The organism is Hafnia alvei, assembly GCF_964063325.1.
GTDB lineage: Bacteria > Pseudomonadota > Gammaproteobacteria > Enterobacterales > Enterobacteriaceae > Hafnia > Hafnia alvei_B.
In genome coordinates, this window is record NZ_OZ061315.1 from 2,122,179 (window position 1) to 2,139,147 (window position 16,969).

At 46.3% G+C, this 16,969-nt stretch carries 19 protein-coding genes; 9 read left to right on the forward strand and 10 right to left on the reverse strand.

What is annotated here, in order from left to right; translation table 11 throughout:
• Position 1: 1 nt before the first annotated feature.
• Positions 2-814, reverse strand: a complete 813-nt coding sequence (gene minD / locus AB3Y96_RS10105; protein WP_072307524.1) for a septum site-determining protein MinD — start codon at positions 812-814, stop codon at positions 2-4.
• A gap of 25 nt (positions 815-839) precedes the next feature.
• The gene (gene minC, locus AB3Y96_RS10110; RefSeq protein ID WP_072307525.1) at positions 840-1,523 is read right to left on the reverse strand and encodes a septum site-determining protein MinC; all 684 of its coding nucleotides are present in this window, start codon (positions 1,521-1,523) and stop codon (positions 840-842) included.
• Positions 1,524-1,659: 136 nt separating this feature from the next.
• On the opposite strand from minC, the gene AB3Y96_RS10115 reads away from it, so the two are divergent.
• The 3 genes from AB3Y96_RS10115 (at position 1,660) to AB3Y96_RS10125 (ending at position 3,393) form a co-directional block, all read left to right on the forward strand.
• The gene (locus tag AB3Y96_RS10115) at positions 1,660-1,944 is read left to right on the forward strand and encodes a YcgL domain-containing protein (protein ID WP_367299101.1); all 285 of its coding nucleotides are present in this window, start codon (positions 1,660-1,662) and stop codon (positions 1,942-1,944) included.
• A 224-nt stretch (positions 1,945-2,168) separates the two neighbouring features.
• Positions 2,169-2,825, forward strand: coding sequence for a fumarylacetoacetate hydrolase family protein (locus AB3Y96_RS10120; protein ID WP_367299102.1), 657 nt, complete (start codon positions 2,169-2,171; stop codon positions 2,823-2,825).
• Between the two features lie 106 nt (positions 2,826-2,931).
• A complete protein-coding gene (locus AB3Y96_RS10125) occupies positions 2,932-3,393 on the forward strand; it encodes a YcgN family cysteine cluster protein (RefSeq protein WP_072307528.1) in 462 nt (153 codons plus the stop codon).
• A gap of 91 nt (positions 3,394-3,484) precedes the next feature.
• Here the strand turns inward: AB3Y96_RS10125 and AB3Y96_RS10130 are convergent, their stop codons facing one another.
• Positions 3,485-4,069 carry a serine acetyltransferase gene (locus AB3Y96_RS10130; protein ID WP_072307621.1) on the reverse strand — a complete coding sequence of 195 codons (585 nt, stop codon included), beginning with the start codon at positions 4,067-4,069 and terminating at the stop codon, positions 3,485-3,487.
• A 657-nt stretch (positions 4,070-4,726) separates the two neighbouring features.
• Between AB3Y96_RS10130 and AB3Y96_RS10135 the strand changes: the two genes are divergently transcribed.
• Positions 4,727-5,242 (forward strand): hypothetical protein, encoded by a 516-nt coding sequence (locus tag AB3Y96_RS10135; RefSeq protein ID WP_367299103.1) that lies wholly within the window; start codon positions 4,727-4,729, stop codon positions 5,240-5,242.
• Positions 5,243-5,254: 12 nt separating this feature from the next.
• Positions 5,255-5,800 (forward strand): DUF5384 family protein, encoded by a 546-nt coding sequence (locus AB3Y96_RS10140; protein ID WP_367299104.1) that lies wholly within the window; start codon positions 5,255-5,257, stop codon positions 5,798-5,800.
• 128 nt (positions 5,801-5,928) lie between these two features.
• On the opposite strand, the gene AB3Y96_RS10145 is transcribed toward AB3Y96_RS10140, so the two are convergent.
• The 3 genes from AB3Y96_RS10145 to nhaB all read right to left on the reverse strand — a co-directional run bounded on the left by AB3Y96_RS10145 (position 5,929) and on the right by nhaB (position 8,520).
• Positions 5,929-6,120, reverse strand: a complete 192-nt coding sequence (locus AB3Y96_RS10145; protein WP_367299105.1) for a hypothetical protein — start codon at positions 6,118-6,120, stop codon at positions 5,929-5,931.
• A gap of 181 nt (positions 6,121-6,301) precedes the next feature.
• Entirely contained in the window at positions 6,302-6,832 is a 531-nt protein-coding gene (gene dsbB, locus AB3Y96_RS10150) for a disulfide bond formation protein DsbB (RefSeq protein ID WP_072307532.1), read from the reverse strand.
• A gap of 110 nt (positions 6,833-6,942) precedes the next feature.
• The gene (nhaB, locus tag AB3Y96_RS10155; protein ID WP_367299106.1) at positions 6,943-8,520 is read right to left on the reverse strand and encodes a sodium/proton antiporter NhaB; all 1,578 of its coding nucleotides are present in this window, start codon (positions 8,518-8,520) and stop codon (positions 6,943-6,945) included.
• Between the two features lie 246 nt (positions 8,521-8,766).
• Between nhaB and AB3Y96_RS10160 the strand changes: the two genes are divergently transcribed.
• Complete coding sequence (locus AB3Y96_RS10160; RefSeq protein WP_004090179.1) at positions 8,767-8,898, forward strand: hypothetical protein; 132 nt, start codon at positions 8,767-8,769, stop codon at positions 8,896-8,898.
• Between the two features lie 59 nt (positions 8,899-8,957).
• On the opposite strand, the gene AB3Y96_RS10165 is transcribed toward AB3Y96_RS10160, so the two are convergent.
• The gene (locus tag AB3Y96_RS10165) at positions 8,958-9,245 is read right to left on the reverse strand and encodes an alpha trans-inducing factor protein (protein WP_072307534.1); all 288 of its coding nucleotides are present in this window, start codon (positions 9,243-9,245) and stop codon (positions 8,958-8,960) included.
• 297 nt (positions 9,246-9,542) lie between these two features.
• Between AB3Y96_RS10165 and fadR the strand changes: the two genes are divergently transcribed.
• Entirely contained in the window at positions 9,543-10,262 is a 720-nt protein-coding gene (gene fadR / locus AB3Y96_RS10170) for a fatty acid metabolism transcriptional regulator FadR (RefSeq protein ID WP_025801997.1), read from the forward strand.
• Positions 10,263-10,337: 75 nt separating this feature from the next.
• On the opposite strand, the gene AB3Y96_RS10175 is transcribed toward fadR, so the two are convergent.
• The gene (locus AB3Y96_RS10175; protein WP_367299107.1) at positions 10,338-11,873 is read right to left on the reverse strand and encodes a SpoVR family protein; all 1,536 of its coding nucleotides are present in this window, start codon (positions 11,871-11,873) and stop codon (positions 10,338-10,340) included.
• Between the two features lie 700 nt (positions 11,874-12,573).
• Here AB3Y96_RS10175 and AB3Y96_RS10180 point away from each other — a divergent pair.
• Both AB3Y96_RS10180 and dadX read left to right on the forward strand, forming a co-directional pair.
• Positions 12,574-13,878 (forward strand): D-amino acid dehydrogenase, encoded by a 1,305-nt coding sequence (locus AB3Y96_RS10180; protein ID WP_367299108.1) that lies wholly within the window; start codon positions 12,574-12,576, stop codon positions 13,876-13,878.
• Between the two features lie 90 nt (positions 13,879-13,968).
• Entirely contained in the window at positions 13,969-15,039 is a 1,071-nt protein-coding gene (dadX, locus tag AB3Y96_RS10185; RefSeq protein WP_367299109.1) for a catabolic alanine racemase DadX, read from the forward strand.
• A gap of 22 nt (positions 15,040-15,061) precedes the next feature.
• Here the strand turns inward: dadX and AB3Y96_RS10190 are convergent, their stop codons facing one another.
• Positions 15,062-16,261, reverse strand: a complete 1,200-nt coding sequence (locus tag AB3Y96_RS10190; RefSeq protein ID WP_367299110.1) for a multidrug effflux MFS transporter — start codon at positions 16,259-16,261, stop codon at positions 15,062-15,064.
• A 64-nt stretch (positions 16,262-16,325) separates the two neighbouring features.
• Positions 16,326-16,895 carry a 3'-5' exonuclease gene (locus tag AB3Y96_RS10195; RefSeq protein ID WP_367299111.1) on the reverse strand — a complete coding sequence of 190 codons (570 nt, stop codon included), beginning with the start codon at positions 16,893-16,895 and terminating at the stop codon, positions 16,326-16,328.
• Positions 16,896-16,969: the final 74 nt, after the last annotated feature.

Below are 16,969 nucleotides of genomic sequence, written 5' to 3' on the forward strand. Positions count from 1 at the left end.
TTTATCCCCCGAACAGGCGTTTCAGGAAGCCTTTTTTCTCTTCTTCAACAAATCGGAATGCACGTTCTTCGCCCAGTAAGCGATCGACCATGTCTTGGTAAGCCTGACCGGCGTCTGACTCTTTATCCAGTATAACAGGTTCGCCTTGGTTTGATGCGCGCAGTACGGATGGGCTTTCTGGGATCACGCCAACTAATGGGATGCGCAGGATATCCAGCACGTCTTCCATGCTCAGCATGTCACCACGGCTCACACGGCCCGGGTTGTAGCGAGTCAGCAGCAGATGCTCTTTGATAGGCTCATCGCCTTTCTCTGCACGGCGAGATTTTGACGCCAAAATACCGAGGATACGGTCTGAGTCACGTACAGACGATACTTCTGGGTTGGTGGTAATAATGGCTTCATCAGCGAAATACAGTGCCATTAATGCGCCGGTTTCGATGCCTGCTGGTGAATCACAGACGATGAAGTCAAAGTCCATCTCACCGAGATCGTTTAAGACTTTCTCAACGCCTTCGTGTGTTAATGCGTCTTTGTCGCGAGTTTGTGAGGCTGGAAGAATGTAGAGATTTTCTGTACGTTTATCTTTGATTAACGCCTGATTGAGAGTGGCATCACCCTGAATCACGTTAACAAAATCATACACTACACGACGCTCACAGCCCATGATCAGGTCTAGATTACGCAGACCGATATCAAAGTCGATAACAACGGTCTTTTTACCTTTTTGGGCCAAACCGGTAGCGATGGCTGCGCTAGATGTGGTTTTACCAACGCCCCCTTTACCGGATGTAACAACAATAATGCGTGCCATGTATATGGGTTCCTTGTCGAAGGGCCTAGAATAGAGGTTGTATAGTTAAGGCACTGTCACTCAAATTGAGTCTGGCAGCTTGCCCATAAAAAGCTTCAGGGATTTGATCGCTCAACCAGTACTGACCGGCGATAGACACCAGTTCAGCGGCAAGGTGAGCACAAAAAATCTGACTGGATGTATCCCCGCTGGCTCCGGCAAGGGCGCGGCCGCGCATCATGCCGTAAATATGAATATTGCCATCGGCGATGACCTCGGCACCCGCGCTGACGCTGCCGGTGACAATCAAATCACAGTCTCGTGCATATATTTGCTGTCCAGACCGAACCGGCGTACTCACAATTCGGGTTTTAACCGGTGCGGGTGGCTCGGGTAACGCGACGGGCGCACTTTTCTTAATACCTTTCCCTTCACTTAGCAAAGGCAAGCCTGCACGCGTTACAGCACGTTTAAGCCCTTCATCGGTGCAACCACTTACGCCAATGACATGCAGCCCAGCTTCGGTAATGGCCTGTTGTAATTTCTGCCAGCTTGCGCCTTCAGAGACGTTAGCAATATTAATAACAACAGGGGCATTTTTCAAAAAAGCGGGCGCTTGCTCAACTTTTTCGATTAATGCCTCACGTATTACCTCCGGTTGCGAATTATGCAAATGAACAACCGAAAGGGTAAAACTGCTGCCTTTTAGTTCTATTGGCGATTGTGACATCTATCCTGACTCAGTTTCAGCAACTTTAAATCCCCGGAATAACCACACAGGGGGTAATATTCCGATGTACATTAAGCATGTTATAGTCAGTGCTATATCTAGGCAAGTCGCCGTCTGAATTAATTAGAGTGAAAAAATGATTTGTACCATTTACAGAAGTTCAAAACGCGATCAGACCTATCTTTATGTCGAAAAAAGAGACGATTTCTCATCGGTGCCTGAAGAACTGATGAAAAGTTTTGGCCAACCACAATTAGCCATGATGATCGATTTAGAGAATAAAAAGAAGCTGGCGTCTGCTGACATCGAAAAAGTCAAACGCGCCTTGAAAGAGCAAGGGTATTATTTACAACTGCCTCCGCCGCCTGAAAGTTTGCTAAAGATGCATTTCGAGCAAACTAAAAAATCTTCTGGTGAATGAATAGTGTGATGTTATTCACATAAATATAGAGCGCCGAGCTAACTCGGCGCAAATCCATTGAACTGTTGATGATTGCGGCTGTAGTTTCATACCTAGCTTCATATCTAGAGAAGAAGGGCAGGAGGCTCAGATGCCGTTGGCGGCTCGATTCTCGCTTCAGACCAAGTATGCCCTTGAATAACGTGGACATAACATCGCGTTGGGTATAACCACAGGAGAAGTCTATGTATCAACATCGTGATTGGCAGGGTGCCTTACTGGAGCTTCCTGTCAATAAAGTGGTTTGCGTTGGCAGTAACTACGGCGATCACATCAAAGAAATGGGCGGTATGCAGGCACCAGAGCCGGTCTTATTTTTAAAACCGGAAACGGCTCTTTGTGATATTCGTCAGCCTGTTGCTATCCCTAAAGATTTTGGTTCTGTTCATCATGAGATTGAGCTGGCCATTCTGATTGGTACACCTCTGAAGCAGGCTAACGAAGATCGTGTTGCGCGCGCTATCGCAGGTTACGGTGTCGCTTTGGATCTTACGCTGCGTGATATTCAGGCTGAATGCAAAAAAGCAGGACGTCCTTGGGAAAAAGCGAAAGCCTTTGATGGTTCTTGCCCAATTTCTGGATTCATCCCTGAATCTGAGTTTGGTGACCCGCAAAACGCTGAACTAAGCTTAAGTATCAACGGCTCTATTCGCCAGCAGGGCAACACGCGTGACATGATTACGCAGATTCTGCCGCTGATTAGCTATATGAGCCGCTACTTTACTTTGCGTGCGGGCGACATTATTTTGACCGGAACGCCACAGGGTGTGGGTCCTTTGATCTCTGGTGATATGCTAACGCTATCCGTCAATGGTAACTCATTGAGTACCCGCATTATCTAGCCAGCAGCGTCCTTACTAAGCCCAGTTTTAGTAAGGACAAAACTTGCATCTCACCGTTAAAGCGTCTATATAGTGCAGCCCAACTGTAATTATCGGACACACAAGCATGACAACTCTCCCTTTCTGGCAAGAAAAAACATTAGCTGAAATGAGCAATGACGAATGGGAATCACTTTGTGATGGTTGTGGGCAGTGCTGCTTACATAAGCTTCAAGACGAAGATACCGACGAAATTTACTTCACTAACGTTGCATGCAACTTGCTCAATATCAAAACGTGCCAGTGTCGTCACTATGAGCGCCGCTTTGAGTATGAAGAAGACTGTATCAAGCTAACCCGCGAAAATCTGGAAACCTTCGAATGGCTTCCTCCTACCTGCGCCTATCGTATGGTGCATGAAGGAAAAGACTTGCCAGAGTGGCATCCCCTCAAAGTAGGCTCTAAAAAAGCGATGCACGCTGAGCGGATCTCGGTGCGCTACATTGCCGTGCGTGAAAGCGAAGTCAATGACTGGGAGGATCACATCATGAACAAACCCTTCTGGGCGACTAATGGGTCTGATTCGTAAAGACTAAAAGCTCATTTTAGCCGCTGTTCTGGACTGTCTAATTATCCATTTTTAGCCAGTCCCAAATGGTTCACTGCGGCTTCTGATCAGGTTAACTCATGTCGTTCGGGGTAAACGTTGAAGTTTTTCGGGTGATATAAACCCCATTTGCAGGAATGTCTTTATTTACGAAAGACATCGCGCCAATTTTAACGTTATCACCAATGGTTATTGGGCCAATCAGGCAACAGTTAGCGCCAATGTCGACGTCGTTTCCAATCTGAATGATCGAATCTGGCGGCATATCTTGCACTGCGCCGATAGTTGTATTTTGGCGAATAATAAAATTGGATCCGATTCGAGCATGCTTGGATATAACAACGCCTGCGTGATGTGGCATGTGTAAGCCAGGTCCAATGACTGCACCCAATTCAACATCTGCTGCATAGCGCGTCTTTAACTTGTCGCATATTCTTGATGCAATTTTTTGATGGTGCTTTGAGCCGTGTTTGTCCATTTCGCTGGCGAGGCGCCACCAAAAGAGAAAATTACGTCTGCGGTTGGATTTATTAGTTAGCAATCTTCGCCATGAAAATTTGTCCTTTCGGACAATCTCGATTCGCCAAAACTCTCGAAGATCTTTAGCATCCTTAGACAGTGCAAATATCAAGCAAGTGAGTAATTTAATGTGTCGCATCCTGTGATGATTTGCCGTATGTTCGGCTGATCTAGATTTGACGACCATTATACATTCATTGAAATTATGAATGCGAGCATGAAGCGAATCTAATCGTGTAGGGAAACGGTGTTAGCTTAGGGGGGGCTTGTATATACTGAATGCTTGTTAGCAACTGTGATTCATTTTTCTCTCACTTTCCTACAGATCTAGTCTATGCATGTGTTACTTATCAGACGAGTGATGGGTGACTAGAATAAACCTGTATTAAGAAATATAAGTTATTTATAAGCAGGTTAATTATTTCATTTCTTCATTCGCTTCTCAATTTACGTATTTTATTTTGAGTAAAAAATGTCCAGGGGTTTAATTAACCTAAATTTAATATAAAAAAATCAGTTCATATAAATATATTTTTTTAAAATAAATGTTGGAATTTTCAATGCTATGTGTTGAATTCATGTAAATACAATAAAAAAGTAATATCTTTCTAATTGCCGTGTGAAGCGGTTTAGAACCCTATTTTATAATTCATGAAAACATTTAAATTAAGACGTAATAAGTTATCAGTTTTTTATGGGTTATTTTTCGAGTATTTATTTTTAATGTATGACATTTACAATAAAATAATAACTCAGTATTATCGCCGCACTTTTTCCTTTGGGGTTATATAATTAAATGAATAAAAAATATGCTTTATTAATTTCTTCTTTGGTTTCTGTAGTAGCGTTAACCGGTTGCCAATCAAATGCTGATAGCTATGCAGCCGATGTTTATGAAACCAGTAATTTGAATGGTAAGCAGGAGACGAAAACTGTTAACTTGATTTCAATCCTACCTGCGAAAATCTCCGTAGATAATACCGAAAATAAAAATGCAGCCCAGACTTTTGGCGCCATTCTTGGTGCGGTAGCAGGCGGCGTAGCTGGCCATAATGTAGGTACTGGGTCAGCATTAGGCACCGGTGCTGGAGCTGTTGGCGGCGGCGCTGTAGGCGCAGCCGCTGGCTCCTTAGTGAAAGATAAAGTATTGGTTGAAGGTGTATCTTTGACTTACAAAGAAGGCACTAAAATCTATACGTCTACTCAGGTGGGTAAGGCTTGCCAATTCACCACAGGGCTGGCTGTAGTTATTTCTACAAAAGAAAATGAAACCCGTATTCAGCCAAATACAACTTGCCCTGTTAAGAAATAAGGACTTATCTCGATGCGTAAGGTATTATTTTATATTCTAACGTCATTGCTGATTTCTCCTGCATTCGTTCACGCGTCTTCCCTACAGGACCAACTTTCTGCGGTTGCACAAGCTGAAAATCAAGGTAAAGCGCAAGAAAGTCGAGAGGCTGATTTAAGGCAGGCTCAATATGAGCGTGAATTAAGAAATGAGCAATCTCGACGAGCTAAAGCAAATACTTTAGCTGAAAAGAAGCGACAGGAAAAAGCAGCTATTGATGCAGCAGAAAGAAAACAGCGCTTGGATGTTGCGAATGCCGATAAAAAGAGAGAGCAGTCGTACGAAGATGAATTGAGACAGTTAGAAATCCAATCCAGAAAATTAGAATTGGAACGACAGGCTGCCCGCGCTAAGAGAGAAAATGATTTTATCGATCAAGACTTAAAATCTCAGGCAGCGAAAACTGATGTTATTCAGTCTGAAGCGGATGTGAACCGCAACCTTTCTGTTGGCGGTAAAGAGTTGATGCAAAGTGAAGGGAAGTCTCGTGAGAAAAAAGCCAGCAGCTGGTTTAATTAATAGTAGAATTTAAATATTATTAGCTGTGCGAGATCTCTAAAAGATAAAGAGCCTAGTAGATATCTTCGAATTTTATTCGTTGATAATCTACAGGCTCTTTTACGTTAAATTTTGCTTCAATGGCTAACTTACAGATGCTGTAGTCGTTCAACCGAGAGTATGTGCAGATCTTTCGCGCTGGCGCTAAGGTATTGCGCCACGTCAATCAGCGCGGCCTCTAGAACCTCTCCATCTTCTTTACTCAATGTGGCTTGCCCGTTCATGATGAAATCATGAACTTCGTTGTTCGATCTGTAGACAACTTTGAATTGGTGCATCATAGGTTAGCTCTCTGAATGTTGGATGTCATCATTCAAGACTAGAGGGCTGAGGCGAGGGATTCAAGGATGCGAGGATAAATAGGCTAGCAACTGTGACAATCCACCCGATTTACGCCAGTTTGATACCGGTGAGGTGTAAAAAAAGCACCTATTAAGGTGCTTTCGTATACTAAAGAGGTCGTTAGCGGCCAAACAAATCGCGGCGTTTCGGTTTCACAAACTGCGCAATGAACACCAATGCTGCAACCAGCAAAAACGCAGCAAAGATACCGACTAACCACTGCGGCATCTCTAACGTCAGAAACTCCCACTGACGGACTGAACAGTCGCCTGATGCCGAGAAAATGCCCGGAGCCCATTTGTCTAACGGCAACCACGAAGGGAAGGAGACAAAGAAATCACAGGTGACAAACGGTGACGGATGCAGTTGAATCATGGTGTGTTTCCATGCCAGCATCAAGCCCTCATAGGCGCTATAAATCCATATCAGGATAGCAACCCAACGTAGCGGTGTTTTGGGCGCAATGGCACCAACAATGCCTGCACCCATAATGCCAAACAATGCGCAGCGCTCATAAATGCATAATACGCAAGGCTTTAATAGCATGACATGCTGGAAATACAGCGCGACCAACTCAAATATTAATGCGGTAATGGCTAAAAGTACCCAAGCCCCGCGTCCACGAGAACAACCATTCAAAAATTGCAACATATCAGATCCATTCCATGCCACAGCTAGATGTGCGCAGTGTAAACGATATTGTCTTACCTGCCAGCTATTTGATTGAAAAACTAGTCATTGTTTAAGTATTAATGATGTTGCTAATTAATGCTCGACAATACCTCATTGACCGGCGGTACAGACAGCCAATGCCACTGGTAAAACAGCTGAGTCACCGGTTCTAATGTGAACTGGACGCAGGCCAACCCAACAAGTGTCATTACAACGGTATAAGGCAGAGCCATCCACACCATCCGCCCATATGATAAACGAATAAGCGGGGAGAGCGCTGACGTTAATAAAAACAAGAACGCGGCTTGACCGTTTGGCGTTGCAACCGATGGCAAATTCGTACCGGTGTTGATCGCAACGGCCAGCATTTCAAACTGTTTAAGCGAAATCGCGCCAGACTCCAATGCCGCTTTAGCCTCATGAATATACACTGTACCCACGAACACGTTGTCTGAAATAGACGAAAGTAGACCATTAAACAGATAAAAAAGTGTTAATTGATGTTCTGGTGATGCCTGAAGCACAAAATGAATGACCGGTGAGAATAGCTGCTGGTCGATGATAACGGCGACAACAGCAAAAAATACGGTTAACAAGGCGGTAAATGGCAGTGACTCCTGAAAAGCCTTGCCGATAGCGTGCTCATCGGTGACACCACAAAATGCTGTTGCTAATACGATAACACTTAAACCAATCAAACCTACCTCAGCAAGATGGAACGCTAAGGCCGTAATGAGCCAAATACCAATCAGTGCTTGAATAAATAGTTTTTGACGTTCCTGACGCGTGCGCTTACGCGTAGCGTTTTGATCGTATTCACGGAGTACCTGACGAACGCGCTTTGGCAACCGGGTGCCGTAGCCAAATACGTGGAAACGCTCAACCAAATAGCAGGTCAATATCCCACCAATGAACACGGGGACGGTGACAGGCGCCATACGTAATAGGAAGGAAACAAAATCCCAGTCAGCGCTTTTAGCAATAATTAGGTTTTGTGGTTCACCGACCATGGTCATTACGCCACCGAGCGCGGTGCCCACGCCGGCGTGCATCATGAGGCTACGCAAAAAAGATCTGAACTGATTTAAGATCGAGCGACGGCCTGCGTTTTGTAGATGGCTATCATCATTTAGTGCCAATGATTCATCTATGCCTGAAGCGACTTTATGATAGATACCATAGAATCCGACGGCGACGCTGATGACAACCGCGATGACCGTCAGCGCATCGAGAAACGCAGATAGAAAGGCTGATGCAATACAAAAAGCCAATGAGAGTGCGATTTTTGAACGAATGTTAAGCAGCAGCTTAGTAAATACAAACAGCAGTAGCTGTTTCATGAAATAGATACCCGCCACCATGAAAATAAGCAGCAGTACGACTTCTATATTAGCGGCTACCTCGTGCTTAACCTTTTCCGCCGTAGTCATCCCGATGAGAATGGCTTCAAAAGCGAGTAGGCCACCAGGGAGCAGGGGATAGCATTTTAGCGCCATAGCGAGAGTGAAAATGAACTCGGCAACCAGCAGCCACCCAGCCGTAAACGGGCTGACAAAAAAGAATACCAGTGGATTCACTAGCAGAAAGAGCAGAATGGTTATTTTGTACCAGTCTGGCGCGTTACCGAGAAAATTTTTGCTGAAAGCCTGAGAAAATGTGGTGTTCATAACAACTCTGCACCCAAAATTTGAACAAACAGATAGAATATTTTAATGCGAAGCTCTGACTATACTCTTTTTGTTCTATGACGTAAAAGTTGACGGGAATAAAATAATTCCTTAAAAATCATTTCATTATTATGGTTTTTTATCTGGATAATTTATGTCTGTACAGAATATGAACATGAATGCGACGTTTTACCTGCATCGATAACGTCGCTATACTGCATTTATTGATCTAGCGAGGTATTCTGTATGAACGAAGATATTTTTGATTTTGACATTGATGCTCAGCTTGAGCAGGCTGAAAAGCGTGCGCAAGAAAAAGCCAATGAAGTCCCTGTTGAGCTGAACGATGAAGCCGACTGCGAAGGCTGCAAAATTTAGTTGCGCAAGACACAAAAAAACCGCCGTTCAGGCGGTTTTTTTATGCACATCACAATAGCCTAATAGGCTTCTCTAATATCGCCAATCACGGTTTGCGTTACCGGCAATGCAATATTGAGATCGCCCATAGCGCTCATTGCTGGCAAAGAGATATTGAGATCGCCAACGTCAGGGGATTTTCCATCCTCTAAAACGCAAGCTTCAATTGACTGTTGATAATGTGGTTCAGACTTAGGCTGAGGTTTCCGGAAAAAACGCGGCATACCGCTGCCACCATAGACCGTCACCAGTAGGGCGGAAGTCGTTAACACACAGGATGCGCTAATCAAAATACCTGCAAGATCCATACTGTCCTCTGAACTCGATTGATAACGATTGTTATTTTAACTCTCATAGCCATCAGCAATCCAGATCTAATTGAGTTTTATTCTTATTTGATAACGAGGTGTTAATTGTTGATGGTATCTTTTACATAGAAATGCAGGTGTGTAACATAATTACCGTATGGAAATGAGGTTATTTTTGTGATGGATGATCTATTGTTTCGTGGAATCTAAAGCATCAACGCTATATCAGCCATAGGCGATCTGGTATGATGAGCGCCATGTTATTAGTGGAATATCGTCGTTACGGAACGTCAAAATATGGTTATTAAGGCGCAGAGTCCAGCAGGGTTTGCAGAAGAGTATATCATTGAAAGCATTTGGAATAATCGCTTTGCACCTGGATCGATCTTACCGGCAGAGCGTGAGCTGTCTGAGCTCATAGGCGTCACGCGCACCACGCTACGTGAGGTTCTACAGCGATTAGCTCGAGATGGTTGGTTAACTATTCAGCATGGTAAACCAACAAAAGTGAATAATTTCTGGGAAACCTCAGGTTTAAATATCCTGGAAACGTTAGCTCGTCTCGATCACGATAGTGTTCCGCAGCTTATTGATAATCTATTGTCTGTGCGTACCAATATCGCGTCTATCTTTATCCGTACCGCGGTGCGTCAGCATCCAGATAAAGTGCAAGAGATCTTGGCTCAGGCAGAGACAGTGGACGATCACGCAGAAGCTTTCACCGATTTGGACTATGGAATTTTCCGCGGTCTAGCCTTTGCTTCTGGCAATCCTATCTACGGTTTGATCCTCAACGGTCTGAAAGGGTTGTATACCCGCGTTGGGCGCTATTACTTCTCAAATCCGGAAGCGCGCAAATTAGCGTTGACCTTTTATGCCAAGCTGAGCCAGCTGTGCCACGAACAGAACTATGAAAAAGTCATGGAATACGTTCGTAACTATGGAAAAGACAGCGGTGCTATCTGGCATAGTATGCAAGGATCAATTCCAAGCGATTTGGCGGAAGGCCGTCGCTAGTTGATTGGGTCGTAATAGAGAATAAAATAAAGGGCGCATGATGCGCCCTTTTTGCGTGCAGCGATCGGAAAACGGTTAAAGCTGATTGGGCCGAGCGGGGCAGCGTTCCAGCAGTTCGACGTTGCCATCTTCGTTTAGCTGCTCCAAATACACATCGAATCCCCATAAACGATGCAGATGCTTCAATACTTCGCGGCGGCCTTTATCCAACGGGGCCCGATTATGCGGCACATAACGCAGCGTTAATGAGCGGTCTCCGCGCAAAGCGACATTCCATACCTGAATATTCGGCTCGTGGTTACTCAAATTATACTGAGCTGATAATTGCTCACGGATGCGGCGATAGCCTTCTTCGTTATGAATCGCGTCGATCTCCAGATAGTTATTCCGGTCATCATCCAATACGGTGAAAAGCCTAAAGTCGCGCATCAGCTTGGGTGATAAGAATTGGCTGATAAAGCTCTCGTCTTTAAAATCACGCATGGCGAAATGCAGCGTATCAAGCCAATCCGTACCGGCGATAGCAGGGAACCAATGGCGATCCTCTTCGGTTGGGTTTTGACAAATCCGTTTGATATCTTGGAACATGGCAAAGCCCAGCGCGTAGGGGTTAATACCATTATAATAGGGGCTGTTGTACGCGGGTTGATACACCACGTTAGTATGGCTGTGCAAAAATTCCAGCATAAACCGGTCATTGACCAGATTCTCGTCATAGAGATGATTCAAAATCGTATAGTGCCAGAAGGTGGCCCAGCCCTCATTCATCACCTGAGTCTGTTTTTGCGGATAAAAATACTGGCTCACCTTACGCACGATGCGTACGATCTCCCTCTGCCAAGGCTCAAGCAACGGGGCATTTTTCTCTAAGAAATAGAGGATGTTCTCCTGCGGCTCGCTAGGAAAACGGGCGGCCTCAACCGCATGCTCTTCACGCTCACGGCGCGGCAATGTTTTCCACAGCTCATTGACTTGGCTTTGCAGATACTCTTCGCGTGACTTTTGACGCGCAATTTCATCTTCCATGGAGATTTTTTGCGGGCGCTTGTAGCGGTCGACGCCGTAGTTCATCAGTGCGTGGCATGAATCTAATAGGCGCTCAACCTCATCAACGCCGTAACGTTCTTCGCATTGAGTAATGTAATGACGAGCAAAGAGCAGATAATCCACGATCGAACTCGCATCTGTCCAACTACGAAATAGATAGTTGTTCTTAAAAAACGAGTTATGCCCATAACAGGCATGAGCCATCACCAGCGCCTGCATGGTTATAGTGTTTTCTTCCATCAAATAAGCGATGCAAGGGTTGGAGTTTATGACAATTTCATACGCCAGGCCTTGCTGACCATGCTTATAAAGCTGCTCAGTTTCGATAAACTTTTTACCGAATGACCAATGGGTATAGTTGATAGGCATACCAACGCTGGAATAGGCGTCCATCATCTGTTCGGCGGTAATCACCTCAATCTGATGCGGATAGGTGTCCAGTCGGTAGTGTTTAGCAACCCGATCGATTTGATCTAAATAATCCTGTAGCAACGGAAATGTCCAATCAGGACCATCACTTAATGTGGTGGCTTCCCGTGCCTGCTTGCGAGTTGAAATAGTCATTAGCGCATCTCCCGACGAAACATGATTGTCAGTGGACTTTTTGTCAGTGGATCTGTCAGACATGCAGACCCTGTAACAAGCGTAGCTCAAGGGAGAAAAAGCGAGATGTTTTGTCGTGCTACCAATCACTTAAAGTGACGAAAACGCGTTATCAGAAAGGTTTTTTGCTGGCTAGAAATCTTACTCTTTATAGTTTTTAACTCCACGCATATCGCTTTATTTCAGCATTAAATTTTATTCATGGTGCTGTTCCTAGTGACGATATGACCCAGTTGATTGCAACGTAGTTGCTCAGTTAATTTTGTAGATAACGAAATGAAAATTGCCACTTTATGCTGACTTTTAGCTTTCGTGTAGATGCATGTGGCTGTTTGATACTGGACAAGCAAGAGAAGTCACTACGAGTCACATTTATACAACATAAAGTAAAGCTCGGCGCTCAGCACGGCTGTTTAGAATGTCATATGCTTAAGACTGATGTTACAAGTGTGTAAATTAAATAATGATTCGGATTGTTAGATTTCAATGAGTTAGTGATAATTTTCTCTATATAGAGAAATAAGCGTCATTAACAGAAACCTATGAATAATCGTGATTTAATTCACACTTGCGCCAAGAGATGTTGGATAGGCTTTTATATTTGGTTATTTTTATGTAACTAGAATATTGTGCTTTTAACCATCGGGATGTGGAGTCGTCTATGCGTGTTATCGTGCTGGGTAGTGGAGTCGTCGGCGTGGCGAGTGCTTGGTATCTGGCGCAGGCTGGCCATGATGTTGTGGTGTTAGATCGTCAAGATGGCCCTGCGCTGGAAACCAGTGCGGCTAACGCTGGGCAAATTTCTCCTGGCTATGCGGCTCCATGGGCTGCACCAGGCGTTCCGTTAAAAGCGATTAAATGGATGTTCCAGCGCCATGCACCGCTGGCGATCCGTTTGGACGGCACCAGCGATCAACTGCGCTGGATGTGGCAAATGCTGCGTAACTGCGATAGTTCTCACTATGCGCTGAACAAATCCCGCATGGTGCGTTTGTCTGAATACAGCCGCGATTGTTTAAAAGCATTGAGGGCGGAAACCAATATCCATTATGAAGGCCGTCAAAAAGGGACGCTGCAATTGTTCCGCACCGCGCAGCAATTTGAGAATGCGGCGCGTGATATTGAAGTGCTGAAGGACGCGGGGGTACCCTATCGTTTGATGGAGGCGAGCGAGTTAGGCTCTGTTGAGCCGGCATTGGCACAGGTTCAGCACAAACTCACCGGCGGTTTGCAGTTACCCAATGATGAAACCGGCGACTGTCAGCTGTTTACCCAGCAATTGGCAGCCATGGCGCAACGAGCAGGCGTCGAGTTTCGTTTTAATGTATCGATTGATCGTTTGCTGAAAGAGGGCAACCAGATCACCGGTATTCAGTGCGGAAACGACGCTATTACCGGCGATGCTTACGTGGTGGCGTTAGGCTCTTATTCCACTGCTCTGCTGCATGACATGTTGGCGATCCCGGTTTACCCATTGAAAGGCTATTCGCTGACCATTCCCATCACAAATCCTGATGGTGCGCCGGTTTCTACCGTACTTGATGAAACTTATAAGATCGCGATCACTCGCTTTGACCAGCGCATTCGTGTTGGGGGAATGGCGGAAATCGTCGGTTTCAATACTAACCTGCTGGATGCGCGTCGTAAGACGTTGGAAATGGTGGTTCGCGATCTTTATCCAAACGGTGGCAATATTGAGCAAGCTAAATTCTGGACAGGCTTGCGCCCGATGACGCCAGACGGAACGCCAATGGTCGGCAAAACGCCGATTAAAAATCTGTATCTAAACACCGGGCACGGAACATTAGGTTGGACGATGGCCTGTGGCTCTGGGCAGCTGCTGGCCGACATTATTTCCGGCGTCACTCCAGCTATACCTTCGGAAGATCTTTCCGTTGCACGCTACGACAAACGTTTTCATCAGCAAAGCGGGCGTAGCTTAAGCGATATCCATACCGCACATTAATAAAAAATAACGCGTTTATGAGAGGCAGTTTATGCACTCATAAACGCTGCGGTTCACCTGCATCTTGCTTTAATTTCACAGGAGAGGGCTATGCCTCGCCCCATTCACGCTACGGTACATTTATCGGCACTGACCCATAATTTGCGTCAGATACGCCAGCAAATTCGCGGCGCTAAAATTTGGTCGGTGGTTAAAGCCAATGCTTATGGCCATGGACTCAGTCGGATCTGGTCAGCGTTGAAAGAAACGGACGGCTTTGCTTTGTTGGATATCGACGAAGCCATCCTGCTGCGTAAGCAGGGCTGGAAAGGACCGATTCTGCTGCTGGAAGGTTTTTTTCACGCGCAGGATTTAGCGCTGATTGATCAATATCGCCTGACTACGGTGATTCACTGTGAGCAACAGATACGGATGCTGCAGCACGCACACCTAAGTCAGCCGATAGATATCTATCTCAAAGTTAATTCGGGAATGCATCGTCTGGGCTTTATGCCAGAGGATCTGATGACGGCTTATCATTCGGTCAGTGCGCTGCCTAATGTGGGGCAAGCCACTTTGATGACTCACTTTGCGAACGCTGATAATCATCTTGGCGTTGAGCCACAGCTCACTGCGTTTAACGCAGCTTGCGCAGATATTTTGGCGCCGCGCTGTTTAGCCAACTCGGCAGCCGTGCTTTGGCATCCACATACGCACGCAGACTGGGTTAGACCCGGAATTATTTTATATGGTGCATCGCCAACTGGGCGCTGGCAGGACATCGCCGATGCCAATTTACAGCCGGCGATGGGCTTACACAGTGAAATTATTGCGATTCAAAATATGGCGTCGGGCGATGCTATCGGTTATGGCAGTCGCTACCAAGCGGATCAGCCGCAGAGAGTCGGTATCGTGGCATGTGGCTATGCTGATGGTTACCCAAGGCATGCGCCGTCTGGAACGCCGGTGTGGGTGAACGGAGTTCGTACTTCGCTGTTGGGGGCAGTATCGATGGATATGCTCGCGGTAGATTTAACCGCGCTGCCCGACGTGCAGACGGGTGCGTCTGTCGAACTGTGGGGACAAAATCTGCCGGTTGACGATGTTGCTCAATCTGCGGGAACGATAGGCTATGAACTTCTCTGCGCCGTAGCGCAGAGAGTTCCAGTGATCATTCGCTGATGGTGCAAGAGCCCTAATCGAATCAGGCCTGATTAACCGACTTAACACGACCTTTGAGTTTGCTGCTCAATAATCGGGCTGATAAGGCTAATAAGCCACCGAGTAGCATGACAATCGCCAACGCAGGCTTAGCCGGCATTGGCAACGCAATGGCGATTAGCGCAATAGTTGAGCCAATCGCCATTTGCACAAAACCAACCAAGGCAGAAGCAATGCCTGCCTCGTCGGAATATGGCTCCAGTGCATAGCTGGTGGCGGGCCCCATAATAAACGCTAATCCCGCACAGGCACTGGCGACGGGTAGCATATAGCTAAGCCAGTGTTGGCTGGCAGCCTCCGGTAGTAAATGCATCCCGGCGAATAAGCCGACGCAGCCTAACCCCATCAGAATGGTGCCGAGCATAAGACAGAATGGGCGACCCGCGCGTTGAATCACTTTATTTGCCAACAGACTGACCAGCAAAATCCAGAAACCATTACCGCCAAAAATAAGCGAGAAAGTCAGCGGTGAAAGCTGGCCTTCCGTCATCAAAACGGTGGGTGCAAATGAGACATAGGTAATTGCCATCCCCATCGCGCCGGCATTCACTAAGGCAAAGCGCACAAAGCGTCCGTTGCTGAGAATACGTGCATATTGTTTCAGCGGTAAACCTGTGACCGGTTTGGTATCCGCAGGGCGAGTTTCGGGCAGCCAGATAGCCATAATGATGAAAACCACTACGGCATAGAACACCAAGAACCAGAACGGTGCGCGCCAGTTAAATAACTCTGCCAATATGCCGCCTAACAGCGGTGCCAAGGCCGGTACAATGTTGAGCGTTCCGTTGAGGAAACCATAGGCTTTTGCCGCCTCGTTGCCGCTCAGACGGTCACGAACCCCGCTGAAACACACCACGCCGGTACAGCAAACGGCACAGCCTTGAACTACGCGGGCAATAACGAAAATATCGGAAGAGGTGGAAAGCGCCGCCAAGATCGAGCCCACGATATAGAGCGAAATTCCCACTAGTGCGATAGGGCGGCGACCAAATTTATCTACCAACGGGCCCGCGATAAGCTGACCCAGCCCCATGACTAATAAAAATAGGGAAATGGTGGACTGAATGACTTCGTTCTTAACCTGAAAATCAGCGGCAATGGCCGGGATAGTCGGCAGGAAAAGGTCGATCCCCAAAGGACCAAACAAAACAAGCGTAAGCAGTAGCAGAATATAGTTTCGCATAATAATTTTTTTAATGGTGATTGGCAGTTAAGCAGGTGTTTCTCATCTGTATTTTGGGAAATTTTTACTGATGATTTTCAAGTGCAGACGGTATCATACGTAGCGAACGGAAGATATCTGAGACGTAACGAGCCTGATGCCGAGCATCATCCAACGGCAGATGCGGTACGCCTTCAAAAGCACGCGTTTTCTTAGGGTCAAAGCCAAGCGTGCGCGCCAGCGTGACTAACGTGCGCACATCTTGCGTACGCCAAAAATCCCACGGGCAGTTCATTTCAAGCTGACCATAGGCATGTTCCAGAATTGAGCAATCGAACTCTTTTCCATTGCCCCATACGTGAACTTTATCCGTTGTGTGAATCTGAATAAAACGGCTGAACTGAGTCAGTACTTTCTTCAGGGTTTCGGTGCCGGAAAAGGCCTCTTTACGCGCCGCGTCAGACTGTTGCGCCCACCACGCGACCGTATCTGCGCTGATGGTGCGTTGTGGCTGAGGTTTTTGCGGGCTGACCTGAGCGGTAAAACTTTCGCCCAGTTCCCCCGTCATCGGGTCGAAAAATACGGCTGCGACAGAAAGGATCACCGCACTTGGCGTGGTGTCCAAGGTTTCAATATCCAGCATCAGATGGTGCATAACCTAGCCTTTAACGATAAAAAGAGTGAAAAAAAGAGACAAAAATGCCCGCGGTCACGGGCATGGTCTGAAGG